Below are 10,932 nucleotides of genomic sequence, written 5' to 3'. Positions count from 1 at the left end.
ATGACCAACCCGTTCGAGGACCAGGACGGCACCTTCCTCGTGCTCGTCAACGACGAGAACCAGCACTCGCTGTGGCCGCAGTTCGCGGACGTCCCGGCCGGCTGGACCGTCGCGCACGGCCCCGACACCCACGCCGCCTGCCTGGAGTACGTCGAGCGGACCTGGACCGACATGCGGCCCAAGAGCCTCGTCGACGCCATGGACGCCCAGCGGTAGCGCGGCCGACATGACCTCCACCGACACCCTGGACGGGGCCCGCGGCACCGCGGGCCCCGTCCGGCCCGGCGACTTCGCCGCGGCGCTGCACACGCCCGAGGCCCGCCGGGACCCGTACCCGTTCTACGCCCGCATGCGGCGCGAGAGCCCGGTCCACCGCAGCACCCAGGGCATCTGGTACCTCACCCGGTACGCCGACGTCGAGGCGGCCCTGGGAGACCTGCGGCTGTCCAACGACCGGGGCCGGATGACCCGCGCCTACAGCGCGCTCGGCGGCGACCTGAAGGCCTTCAGCAGGCTCACCGACCGGCTCGGCCGGGTGATGAGCAACACCGACCCGCCGGACCACGCCCGGCTGCGCAAGCTGGCCAACCGTGCCTTCACCGCCCGGCGGGTCGAAGCCCTGCGCGACGGCATCCAGCGGATCGTCGACCGGCTCGTCGACGAGGCGGTCGCGGCGGGGTCGGCCATGGACCTGATCGAGGCGGTCGCCTCCCCGCTGCCGCTGTCCGTCGTCTGCGAGCTCTTCGGCATCCCGCCCGAGGACCGCCCGCAGGTCAAGAGCTGGTTCCGCCGCTTCGGCCGGCTCACCGAGGACATCGACAAGTCCGAGGCGGCGATCGAGCAGTACGAGGAGTACCTCGCCCGGCTCGTCCGCCGACGCCGGGCCGACCCGGGCGACGACCTGATCAGCGCCCTGGTCGCGACGCAGGCGCAGGACGACCGGCTCACCGACTCCGAACTGCTGTCCACCTGCTTCGTCCTGATCACCGCGGGAGACGAGACCACCACCCACTTGGTCGGCAACGGCACGCTCGCCCTGCTGCGCCACCGCGACCAGCTGGCCCGGTTGCGCGAGGACCCGGCGCTGATCCGCACGGCGGTCGACGAACTCGCCCGCTACGACACGCCGACCCAGGCGATCGTCCGGGTCATGGCCGAGGACGTCGAGATCGGCGGGCAGACGCTGCGCGAGGGCGAGCTGGTGTACCTGGTGCTCGCCGCGACCAACCGTGACCCCGAACGCTTCGAGGAGCCCGACCGGCTCGACCTGTCGCGCCCCGGCAACCGGCACCTGAGCTTCGGCAACGGCCCGCACTTCTGCCTCGGCGGTCCGCTGGCCAAGCTCCAGGCAGAGGTGGCCATCGGCACGCTCGTCCGCCGCCTCCCGCAGCTGCGCCTCGCCGAGGGGGCGGCCCTCGAATGGCGGCCCAACCCGTTGCAACGGCGGCTGAGCGCCCTCCCGCTCACGTACTGACACCTGAACGATGACGAAGGAGAACTGACCATGGCCCGAGAGTTCAAGGCCGGCTACGAGCAGGACCTGCCCGCCACGCCCGAGCAGGTCTGGAACGCGGTCGCCACCGGCGCCGGCAACCTCGGCTGGCTGTACCCCATGGAGGTCGAGCCGCGCGTCGGCGGAAAGGTCACCCGGTCCGACGGCACCGTCGTGGCGTGGGAGCCGCCGCACCACTTCGCCGTGCGCGTGTCCATGGACGACGGATTCTCCAACACCCTCACTTACCGGATCGAGCCGCGCGACGACGGAACCAGCCACCTGCGGATGGGAATCCACTGGGTGCACACGGGAGTCGTCGACGAGCACTGGGACACCAAGGCGGACGCGGCAGAGAAGCACGTCGGCTTCTACCAGGACGGCCTCGCCACGTACCTGAGGCACTTCGCCGGCCGCCCCGCCGTCTACGTCAAGGCCGACCGCGGGGAGCGCACCGACGACCCCGCCGACTTCGCCGCTCTGCGCCGACGCCTCGGCCTCGCCGACGACACGGCCGTCGGAGACCGGCTGTCGCTCGACCTCCCGGGTGCGGACGGCGGCTCGGAAGAAGTGGTCGTGGACTGGCTCAGCCCCGACTTCGTCGGCCTGCGCGGCCCGGACGCGGTGTACCGGTTCTTCAACGGCAGCTCCTGGAACTGGCCGATCTGGCTGGGCCACCACCTGTTCGCCGAGGACGCGGACGAACAGCAGGCCACCAAGGCGTGGAACGCCTGGCTCAACGGCGCCTGACGCGTCGCCCGACACGACCGAAGGACCTCTGGTGGAAACCTTGCTCTACGCCGCCGAACTCGTCCAGGAAGGCGGTACCTACAAGCTCGTCGTGCAGGACGTGGTGCGGGACACGGTCCAGGTCACCCCTGTCCCCAAATCCGCGGTGGACAAGCTGCCGACCTTCCTGTCGGTGCTGAGTTCCAAGCTCAGCACCGCACCGGCACGCGGCCGCCGGTAGACGTCTTCCGACGTCGCGAGGCCGGTGCCGTCCGGAGCTGCTGCGCCGGACGGCACCGGCCTCGTCCATGGGCGCCCGTGTCCGGGAACGCCCCCGTATGGAGGTCACTCGGTGATGGTCACACAGGGGAGGCCGACGCTCTCGCCGCCGCGGAAGCCTTCCGCGCACAGCCGGGTGCCCGCCGGGAAGTGGCGCTGAGGGTACGCCTGATCGCGGTAGGTGCGGAACGCGTCGACGTCCTCGACCTTGGTGTCGGCGCCCCACCCGTTGGTGGTCCACACGCGCGCGGAAATCCTGTGGGGCCGGTTCGTGTTGACGACCGAGACCTCCACCCTGCCCAGATAGGTCCCTGAGTCGTAGGTCTCAATACAGACGGCGTTGTTGCACCACTTGCCGGCAGCCGTCGCCGGCGGCCCCGCGGCGAAGACGATGCCGACGGCTGCGGCCGTCGCCCCGATACCTGTGACGATCTTCCGAAGGGCAGTCATACCCAGGCCAACGAAGGCTCCGCTTCCTTGTTACGCCCAGCCGGCGGCGCGCGTGTCCGTGGCCGAGAAGGGCACCGGCCCCGGCGACTGAACACTCGTCACATTCAGGTGAGGCTAACCTTACTTAAGTCGATAAGGGGAACTCCGCGGACCACGATCAAGGAGTGAACATGGGAAACCTCAGCGGAAAGGTCGCACTGGTCACCGGCAGCAGCCGGGGCATCGGGCGAGGCATCGCCGAACGCCTGGCCCGGGAGGGCGCGCTGGTAGCCGTGCACTACGGCAGCAACGAGGCGGCGGCCGAGGAGACCGCCGCGACCATCGCCGAGACCGGTGGCCGGGCGTTCACCGTGGGCGCCGAACTGGGCGTTCCCGACGACGTGGACACGCTCATGGCCGGACTGGAGTCCGGACTGCGCGCACACGGGGAATCGACGATCGACATCCTGGTCCACAACGCGGGGCTCAACCTCATGGGGCGGCCGATCGAGGTTCTCACCCCTGAGGAGTTCGACCAGATGGTCGCGGTCAACATCAAGGCACCGTTCTTCCTCACCCAGCGGCTGCTGCCACGGCTGCGCGACGGTGGCCGGATCATCAACATCTCATCCGTCTCCACCCGTATCGCCTCCTTGCACGGCATCGGTTATCCGCTCACCAAGGGCGCACTCGAAGTGTTCAGCCACACCCTGGCCAAGCACCTCGGCCCCCGCGGGATCACCGTGAATTCCGTCGTCGTCGGATTCACCCGCACCGACATGACCGCCGGCGTGCTGGCCGACCCGGCGAACCTGGAGCGCAACATCGGCCTGACCGCCCTCGGCCGGATCGGCCAGGTCCCGGACATCGCCGACGCGGTCGCCTTCCTGGCCTCCGACGACGCGCGCTGGATCACCGGCGCCAAGATCGACGTCACCGGCGGCGTCAGCCTGTAGCAACCTCAACCACGGCGCCGCAGCGGGCGGGGCGCACCGGAACCGTTCTGATCCCGCTCCGCAGTCACGGGCCGCTCCGGCGTGCCTCCGGCCGAACGAATGAAAGCCGTCGGCGTCCCCGGGCGTAGCGGCCGAGGGCCGACTACGGTGTTTTTCGGTGGGGGTGAAATATCTACCCAGCTGTGCACACAAGAGAGGGTTCACACATGCCCCCTGTAGTTCCTCCCTTCCTCATCGGCCTGGTCACGGCTCCTCTGATCAAGAGAGTGGCGAAACCGCTGGTGCGGGGCATCATCAAGACGTCGGTCGGCTTGACCCTCGAAGTAAGGCGTGCGGCCATCGAGGCGGGCGAGGAGATCCAGGACATCACCCAGGAAGTGGCTGCCGAGAAGCTGGCGAGTTCGGCTCGCACGCGTCGCGTGAAAGTCGACGGTGAGGTAGCGGCGCAGGGTGCCCCAGCCGGCTGAAGACCGGCGGTCAGCGGGAAACGGGGTGCACGGCGCTTGCCCTGTCCCACGACGTCCACCGTGCGAGGGTGACGATCGACGGCTGCCCGTAGTCTGCGCCCCCGGCGCCACGGCGGCGCGGGAAGCGGTGGAGCGGTGCCGCGCCGTCGACTGAATCGGAGCACCGCATGTGGTGGGACATAGTGATCGCGATCGGCGCGGGCCTGCTCGCCGCGTGGCTGGCTCTGCTGATCGCGTTGCTGCTGATCCGCCCCAAGGGCGCCCTGCTCGCCGAGGCCGTACGGCTGCTCCCGGATCTGGTGCGGCTGCTGCGCCGCCTGGCCGCCGACAAGACGCTGCCCCGGGGCGTACGGGTCCGGCTCGGCCTGCTGATGGTCTATCTGGCCTCGCCCATCGACCTGATCCCCGACTTCCTACCGGTCATCGGCTATGCCGACGACGCCATCATCGTTGCGTTCGTCCTGCGGAGCGTCGTACGGCGGGCCGGGATCGAGGCGGTACGCGCTCACTGGCCCGGCACCGACGACGGCTTCGCCGCGCTGTCCCGCCTGGCCGGACTCCCACGCGCCGCCGACGGGACCTGAGCGACCACCGACCGGGAACGGCGGCGGACACTCGCCCGTTCGGGCGGCGGAGCCGTCGCCGCTCCCCCGGCCCCGACCGGGAACTGGGCCAGGTGCACATGGACGAGATGGTGGAAGTCGCTGCTGAAGCGCCGGCGTTCCACACTGCCCAGCCGCGGCGTGGCCGGCACCGCGTCGGTGCCGAACGGCCGCCCGTTGATCGTCCACATCCACCGCTCGTCCTCGCCGTCCGTGCCGTGCGTGCGGCGGAAGTCGAAGACGCGCACCGGGAGCGTGCCGCTCGGGGAGAGGGGGCGAAGGAGGCCAGGCGGGCGGCACCCTGACACCGCCCCCAGAGTGTCCCTGCCCCGCCCGTTCCCCGCCGGCTGAGCGCGCCGGAGGTTAGCCCCACCACGACCTGACCGGGTAGCACGATCGTCCCGCGGGGTCGCCTCCCGAGATGCTGGGTCCGGCACAGGCAGCCGGTCGGCAGCCGGTTTCCGCGGATTCCGTAGGAGTTGACTCGTGCGTGAGCAGGCATGGCAGAGGTTTCGTTCGTCCGGGCGGCGGAGTGGTCGGCGCAGAGTCGTGCCGGCCGCGGTGGCCCTCGGCGTCATGACGATGGGCGCCCTGGCGCCACCCTCGGCGTTTGCCGCCGCCGGGCCGGACTCCGTCCGGAAGGGCCTGAACACGCTGGTGCACACCGACGGTGTGCCCGCCGCGCTGGCGAGCGTCCAGGGCCTTGGCGGCCGCACCCGTACCTTCACCGCGGGGGTCGGTGACCTGGCCACCGGCGCGGAGGTGCCCCGGGACGGTCAGGTCCGCATCGGCAGCAACACCAAGACGTTCACCGCAGTGGTCGTGCTGCAACTGGTCGGTGAAGGGAAGATCGGCCTCGACGCCCCGGTTCACACCTATCTGCCCGGCCTCGTCCGCGGGGACGGGATCGACGGACGCCGCATCACCGTTCGCCAGCTCCTCCAACAGAACAGCGGACTTCCGAACTACAGCAAGTACCTCAGCGACGACATCCGCTCCTACGACCCCCGTGAGCTCCTCGACCTCGCTCTCCAGCACAGGGCCGACTTCACCCCCGGCGCGAAATGGTCCTACAGCAACACGAACTACCTGGTGGCCGGCCTGATCGTCCAGAAGGTCACCGGCCGCCCGCTCGCCGAGGAGATCGACCGGCGCGTCATCGAACGCATCGGACTGCGCCACACCTACTTCCCCGCCCCCGGCGAGCTGACGATCCGGGAGCGCCATCCCAGGGGCTACTACCAGGATTCGGCAGGCGGGCCGCTGGTCGACGCCACGGAATGGGACCCCTCCTGGGCCTGGGCCGCGGGTCAGATGGTGTCCACCGACTCCGACCTGAACCGGTTCTTCACCGAGCTGCTGGCCGGTCGCCTCCTCCCGAAGGCTCAGCTCGACCTGATGCGCACCACCGTCCCCGCCGGTTACCCCTTTCCCGCCGGTGCCCGGTACGGGCTGGGAATCGTGCGTACGCCGCTGTCGTGCGGCGGGGTGTACTGGGGCCACGGCGGCAGCATGACGGGATACGAGACCCGAGGCGGCGCCACCGAGGACGGCCGCGCCGCCCATGTCGCGGTGACCCTCCAGCCGAGCCAGGCAACCAAGGAGCGCATGGACGGTGCGGTGGACACGGCCCTGTGCCGCTGAACCACCCGCCCGAACGTTCCGTCACGCCGCAGGTGGTCTTGGCGCGGCAGGTGCCGCAGATGCCTTCGCGGCAGGAGTGGGGGAGGTGCAGGTACGCCTCGTCGATGCCGTCGAGGCCGTGGGCGGCGGCCAGTTGGCGGATGCGGTCCTCGGTCCGGCGGCCGCGGAGTTCGGGGGCGGCGGCTTCGGAGCGGCTGAGGACGTGGACGAGGCGGAGCCGGTCGCCGTGGGTGGCGGCGAGGTGGTCGAGTTCCTCGCGGAAGATGGTGGATCCGGGATCGCGGTTGCCGTAGAGGAGGGTGCAGCGGTTCCAGAACGGCGCGCAGCCCTTCGGGCCGGTGGCTCATCGGAGTCGCAATCCGACGTACGCAGCGCCTCTACGGCAGGAAGAGCGATCACGGCCAGGGTGACCACCCCCCACAGGAGGCACCCTGGCCGAGATCGCATACGGGGGGACGGTCACGGCCACCCGTATGCAGTACTGCGTCGCAGGGTGCTGCCGCGTTACCGGCCAAGCGATACGTCCGGATTGCGCGGCGGCGGGAGCCGGCGGCACGGCGAACTCCCGGGCAGGCGAGGTGAACGCCGTGCCGGCGCCGGTGTCACCAGCTGATGGCGTCGTCCATCGACTGCTGCCAGTACGTGACCTTGAGGGAGTCGTCGATGTGGACGCCCTTGGCGGGCAGTGCGGGGTGGGCAGCCGTGCCGACGCTCTCGTTGCCGGAGGGGCCCTGGAAGTAGACGGCCAGGGACTTCTCCGTACGGCCGTGGGCGCCGCTGCCGTCGGCCGCGGACAGGGTCACGGAGGCGTAGCCGGACTCGCCCGGCTTGAGGGTGACGACGGCCTGCGGGTGGGAGTCCTCGATGGCCGGCGGCACGGACTGGGCCTCGCCGAAGCGGACGGCCGGGTAGCCGTAGAGATAGCAGGTGCTGCCGCCGGTGTTGGTGACCGTGAGCAGCATGTGGTTCACGGGGCGGTTCAGGGGGGCCGCGACCGTCTTGGTGTTGGAGCCCTGGCATGTGACGGCCTTGCCGCGGCTGCCGTTCTTCCCGTTCCCGGACGCCGCGGAGGTCTTCGCCGCGGGCGCGTTCGCGGCCGGCTTCGAACCGGCGGGCGCGGGATTCGGGCCGTTGTGGGAGGAGGAGCCGGAGCCGGGCGACGCGGTGGCGGCGGCGTTCGCGGACGAGCCCTCGTCGCGGACGCCCGAGGCGTCGTTGCACGCCGTCAGGGTGAGGGCGGCGAGCGCGCCGGCCGCGGCGGCGGTCAGGAGGCGAGTGCGGGAGTTGCGGAGGCTGGACATGTGGCTGAGCCCTTTCGGTGGTGCGGTGGCTGTGGTGCTTGGATGACCGAAGCTTGTGTGGTGATCCGTCCCAGCCGCCACGCATGCCGGGCAGTTGGGGACGCCGGAACGCGAAAACGGGCTTTGACCAGGGGAAATGTAAGCGGCCTGGAACGCGGGAATGGGACGCGCCGGGCCGCAGGGGAAGGGGAACAACGGTGTCAGGGGCGACAGGGGCCACGGGAGCGACGGGGACCGCCGGGGATGCGGACGCGTTCGCGGAGTTGCTGCGGGGGCTCAAGGAACGCTCGGGGCTGAGCTACGGGGCGCTGGCCAAGCGGCTGCACATGAGCACGTCGACGCTGCACCGTTACTGCAACGGCAGCGCGGTGCCGGCCGACTACGCGCCGGTCGAGCGGCTCGCCCGGGTGTGCCGGGCCACCCCCGGGGAACTGATCGAGCTGCACCGGCGGTGGATTCTGGCCGATGCGGCGCGGGGACGTAAGGGGCCGGGGCCGGGGCCGGACGGGGTGGTGCGCGGCGCCGGGTCGGGGAAGCCCAAGGCGGCGAAGGACACCGCCGGTTCGGGTGAGGGGCTGCCCGAGGTGGCGGGTGGGATGGAGCAGGCGCCCGTGGGCGCTGAAGGCCGCGAGCCCGTCGGAAGTGCTGCACCGGTTGTCGGCGGCGCGGAACCGCCCGCTCCCGGTCGGCCCCGTCGGCGCCGCACCGCGCTCATCGCCTCGGTCGCCGCGGCCGCCGTTCTGGGAGCCGTCGTGCTCGCCGTGAACCTGCCGTCCTCCGGGGGCGACGGCGGTGGCCGGAAGGCCGCCGTGGCCACCGGCACCGGTACCGACGCCGGCACCGGCCGAGCGACCGACAAGCGGCCATCCTCATCGGCTTCTCCTTCCCCGTCCCGGAGCGCGAAGTCCGGCAAACCCTCCGCCTCGGCGTCGGAGTCCGCCGCCCCCAACAGCGGGGGCGCCGCCGAGCAGTCACGCGGCGTACCGGTCAACGTCGCCACCCGCCCCTACATCTACGACACCCCGTGCAGCCAGCACTTCCTCGTCGACAGCGAGCCCGCGCAGGTCGGCCCGCCCGCCCCCGAGCAGGATGCCCCCCGCTGGGCGGCCGCGTACGGCGCGGTCTCCTCGGGGGAACAGCGCGTCGCCCTCACCGTGCAGGGCACCGGGAAGGACACCGTCGTCCTGGAGGCGCTGCACGTACGCGTGATCGCGAAGGGCGCCCCGGTCGCCTGGAACGACTACGCGATGGGTGTCGGCTGCGGCGGCCGCGTCGAGACCAAGTCGTTCGACATCGACCTCGACAACGGCAGCCCCACCGTCGGCGTCAAGAACGGCCAGCGCGACTTCCCGTACAAGATCAGCGAATCCGACCCTGAGGTCTTCTACGTCACCGCCCACACCAAGGCGCACGACGTCCGCTGGGAGCTCGCCCTGGACTGGTCCAGCGGCGACCGCCACGGCACCGTGCGCATCGACAGCAACGGCACCCCCTTCCGCACCAGCGGCGACGCCGGCCGCCCCGGCTACGACTACCCGTTGGGCGGCAGCGAGTGGATCAAGCGGGAGAACTAGCCACGAACGCGCCGCAGAACGGGCACCGCGCCGAGCGGTCGTGGCCGTGCGTGGGGCCGGCAGACGGGAACTCCCCGGCCCCTTCGCGCGTTGCGGAGAACGACCTGATCGTTTGATGTGTGACACGACGGCGGGGCCGTCGTCGGGAGATGAGAGCACCCCATGGCCATGGTGGGCCTGTTCTGGATCGCCGAGGGCGACGTGTACGTGGGCGCGAAGCCGTCCGGTCTGGCTCCCGGGGTGCGCCTGACCCCCGAGGGCGTGGTGTCCCTCGGTGACGGGCAGTCCGGCTTTCATCTGTGGGAGGACGTGCATGCCCTGACGGTGGCGGACGTCCCCGTGAAATCCCTGAAGCGGCAGGTCGGCGCGGTCAAGGACCTGGCTGTGGGCACGGTGCTGGAACTGGCTCTGTCGGCGGGCCCGGGCCGGGTGGGCGATGCCCCGCCGTTGATGACGGTGCGCGTGGAATCACCCGACGGTGACCACGAGTTGGCGGCCTACGTCGCCGCGGCCGTCGGCTACTCCCAGGCGGAGGTCGACCTCTCCCGCGCCCTCCTGTCCCGCCTCACGGAGGGCGCCGCGACGATGGCGACGACGCTGGCGGCGATGTCGCAGTGGGGCCGCGGGTGGGAAGGCGGGTCGCCCCGGCGGGCGGAGCGGGAGGGGTTGTTGCGGGAGTGGGTGGGCTAGTTCCGGGTGCGCGTGCGCTCGGCCACCGCTCCATGGCGTACGCCCTCGCTTCGCTCCGGGCATCCCGCCTACGGCCTTGGCCGCTCCGGTACCGCGGCGGCGTCGGGTCGTAGGAAACGGTGGAGGATCAGGCGCAGCATGGGCAGTTGACCGGCCGGGCTGAACGACGGATCGGTGGCGGCGCTGGTGTAGAGAGCGGCGATGAGTGCCATGACCCAGGCCGCGGTGTCGTCCGGGTCCAGGGCGGGGTCGATCCGGCCGCTCGCGGCCGCGCTCCGCAGCAGGGCGGTGACGGTGGACCGCTCCTCGTCGTTGTCGCGGCTCAGCAGCGCTTCGAGCTCGTGGTCGCGGTGGGCCTGGATCATCGCCTCCATGACGAGGGCGGGGACCAGTGGCTGCGTAGCGGGGGCCGCGAGAAGGTCGACGGTGTCGAGAAGGGCGGTCCACGGGTCGTCGGCGGCACGCGCGGCGGCGAGGCGCTCGGACTTGCCGGCGCCGTCGTGCTCGTCGTCCTCGAAGACGGCGTGAAAGATCGCGCGCTTGTTGGGGAAGTAGTGGAACAGGTTGCCCGCGCTCATGCCGGCGGCCTTACAGATTTCGGCCGTGGTGGTGCGCTCGAAGCCCTTGGTGGCGAAGAGCTCGGTTGCGGCGTTGATGATGTGCCGGCGCCGCGCTCGGCGCTTGGCCGGGTCGACCGTTCTCATCGCGGGCTCCTTCTGGTCGGCTCTTCTCTTCGCTTCCCCTAATAGTAGATCGAGCGCTCGGTTTA

Annotated in this window: 13 protein-coding genes and 1 pseudogene; 10 read left to right on the top strand and 4 right to left on the bottom strand. The window is 71.1% G+C overall.

Annotation, left to right across the window (positions count from 1 at the left end):
• Genes ACIRPT_RS04290 through ACIRPT_RS04275 form a run of 4 tightly spaced genes read left to right on the top strand, consistent with a single transcriptional unit; the run spans window position 1 to window position 2,462 of the window.
• Window positions 1-216 (top strand): MbtH family protein, encoded by a 216-nt coding sequence (locus ACIRPT_RS04290; RefSeq protein WP_403821998.1) that lies wholly within the window; start codon window positions 1-3, stop codon window positions 214-216.
• 10 nt (window positions 217-226) lie between these two features.
• The gene (locus ACIRPT_RS04285; RefSeq protein ID WP_403821995.1) at window positions 227-1,474 is read left to right on the top strand and encodes a cytochrome P450; all 1,248 of its coding nucleotides are present in this window, start codon (window positions 227-229) and stop codon (window positions 1,472-1,474) included.
• Between the two features lie 30 nt (window positions 1,475-1,504).
• Window positions 1,505-2,242, top strand: a complete 738-nt coding sequence (locus ACIRPT_RS04280) for an SRPBCC domain-containing protein (RefSeq protein WP_403821992.1) — start codon at window positions 1,505-1,507, stop codon at window positions 2,240-2,242.
• A gap of 31 nt (window positions 2,243-2,273) precedes the next feature.
• Entirely contained in the window at window positions 2,274-2,462 is a 189-nt protein-coding gene (locus tag ACIRPT_RS04275; protein WP_403821989.1) for a hypothetical protein, read from the top strand.
• Window positions 2,463-2,566: 104 nt separating this feature from the next.
• Here ACIRPT_RS04275 and ACIRPT_RS04270 read toward each other — a convergent pair whose 3' ends face one another.
• On the bottom strand, window positions 2,567-2,950 hold the full coding sequence (locus tag ACIRPT_RS04270) for a hypothetical protein (protein WP_403821987.1): 384 nt from the start codon (window positions 2,948-2,950) through the stop codon (window positions 2,567-2,569).
• Window positions 2,951-3,120: 170 nt separating this feature from the next.
• Here ACIRPT_RS04270 and ACIRPT_RS04265 point away from each other — a divergent pair, with 170 nt between their 5' ends.
• From ACIRPT_RS04265 to ACIRPT_RS04250, 4 genes are all read left to right on the top strand, one after another.
• Window positions 3,121-3,885, top strand: coding sequence for an SDR family NAD(P)-dependent oxidoreductase (locus ACIRPT_RS04265; RefSeq protein ID WP_403821984.1), 765 nt, complete (start codon window positions 3,121-3,123; stop codon window positions 3,883-3,885).
• 266 nt (window positions 3,886-4,151) lie between these two features.
• Window positions 4,152-4,352, top strand: a complete 201-nt coding sequence (locus ACIRPT_RS04260; RefSeq protein ID WP_403821981.1) for a DUF5132 domain-containing protein — start codon at window positions 4,152-4,154, stop codon at window positions 4,350-4,352.
• Between the two features lie 167 nt (window positions 4,353-4,519).
• Window positions 4,520-4,936, top strand: a complete 417-nt coding sequence (locus ACIRPT_RS04255; protein WP_403821978.1) for a YkvA family protein — start codon at window positions 4,520-4,522, stop codon at window positions 4,934-4,936.
• 594 nt (window positions 4,937-5,530) lie between these two features.
• Window positions 5,531-6,598 (top strand): serine hydrolase domain-containing protein, encoded by a 1,068-nt coding sequence (locus tag ACIRPT_RS04250; RefSeq protein WP_403821975.1) that lies wholly within the window; start codon window positions 5,531-5,533, stop codon window positions 6,596-6,598.
• A gap of 37 nt (window positions 6,599-6,635) precedes the next feature.
• On the opposite strand, the pseudogene ACIRPT_RS04245 reads toward ACIRPT_RS04250, so the two are convergent.
• Window positions 6,636-6,896 (bottom strand): annotated as a pseudogene (locus ACIRPT_RS04245) (flavin reductase family protein); the annotation flags it as partial.
• A gap of 304 nt (window positions 6,897-7,200) precedes the next feature.
• Window positions 7,201-7,899 (bottom strand): DUF4232 domain-containing protein, encoded by a 699-nt coding sequence (locus ACIRPT_RS04240; protein WP_403821972.1) that lies wholly within the window; start codon window positions 7,897-7,899, stop codon window positions 7,201-7,203.
• 197 nt (window positions 7,900-8,096) lie between these two features.
• Between ACIRPT_RS04240 and ACIRPT_RS04235 the strand changes: the two genes are divergently transcribed.
• Window positions 8,097-9,473 carry a helix-turn-helix domain-containing protein gene (locus tag ACIRPT_RS04235; RefSeq protein WP_403821969.1) on the top strand — a complete coding sequence of 459 codons (1,377 nt, stop codon included), beginning with the start codon at window positions 8,097-8,099 and terminating at the stop codon, window positions 9,471-9,473.
• 162 nt (window positions 9,474-9,635) lie between these two features.
• Window positions 9,636-10,163 (top strand): hypothetical protein, encoded by a 528-nt coding sequence (locus tag ACIRPT_RS04230; RefSeq protein WP_403821966.1) that lies wholly within the window; start codon window positions 9,636-9,638, stop codon window positions 10,161-10,163.
• A gap of 68 nt (window positions 10,164-10,231) precedes the next feature.
• Here ACIRPT_RS04230 and ACIRPT_RS04225 read toward each other — a convergent pair whose 3' ends face one another.
• Entirely contained in the window at window positions 10,232-10,867 is a 636-nt protein-coding gene (locus ACIRPT_RS04225) for a TetR/AcrR family transcriptional regulator (protein ID WP_403821963.1), read from the bottom strand.
• Window positions 10,868-10,932: the final 65 nt, after the last annotated feature.

The sequence above is a fragment of the Streptomyces sp. NPDC101227 genome (assembly GCF_044767545.1).
Lineage (GTDB): Bacteria > Actinomycetota > Actinomycetes > Streptomycetales > Streptomycetaceae > Streptomyces.
Note: the sequence above shows the minus strand (reverse complement) of the source record. Positions and strands in the feature narration are given on the sequence as shown.

Excerpts from the sequence above, each read along its gene's own strand:
- ACIRPT_RS04225 (WP_403821963.1), bottom strand. The coding sequence starts at position 10,867 with ATGAGAACGGTCGACCCGGCCAAGCGCCGAGCGCGGCGCCGGCACATC.
- ACIRPT_RS04240 (WP_403821972.1), bottom strand. The coding sequence starts at position 7,899 with ATGTCCAGCCTCCGCAACTCCCGCACTCGCCTCCTGACCGCCGCCGCG.
- ACIRPT_RS04265 (WP_403821984.1), top strand. The coding sequence starts at position 3,121 with ATGGGAAACCTCAGCGGAAAGGTCGCACTGGTCACCGGCAGCAGCCGG.
- ACIRPT_RS04290 (WP_403821998.1), top strand. The coding sequence starts at position 1 with ATGACCAACCCGTTCGAGGACCAGGACGGCACCTTCCTCGTGCTCGTC.
- ACIRPT_RS04255 (WP_403821978.1), top strand. The coding sequence starts at position 4,520 with ATGTGGTGGGACATAGTGATCGCGATCGGCGCGGGCCTGCTCGCCGCG.
- ACIRPT_RS04270 (WP_403821987.1), bottom strand. The coding sequence starts at position 2,950 with ATGACTGCCCTTCGGAAGATCGTCACAGGTATCGGGGCGACGGCCGCA.
- ACIRPT_RS04285 (WP_403821995.1), top strand. The coding sequence starts at position 227 with ATGACCTCCACCGACACCCTGGACGGGGCCCGCGGCACCGCGGGCCCC.
- ACIRPT_RS04230 (WP_403821966.1), top strand. The coding sequence starts at position 9,636 with ATGGCCATGGTGGGCCTGTTCTGGATCGCCGAGGGCGACGTGTACGTG.
- ACIRPT_RS04280 (WP_403821992.1), top strand. The coding sequence starts at position 1,505 with ATGGCCCGAGAGTTCAAGGCCGGCTACGAGCAGGACCTGCCCGCCACG.
- ACIRPT_RS04250 (WP_403821975.1), top strand. The coding sequence starts at position 5,531 with ATGACGATGGGCGCCCTGGCGCCACCCTCGGCGTTTGCCGCCGCCGGG.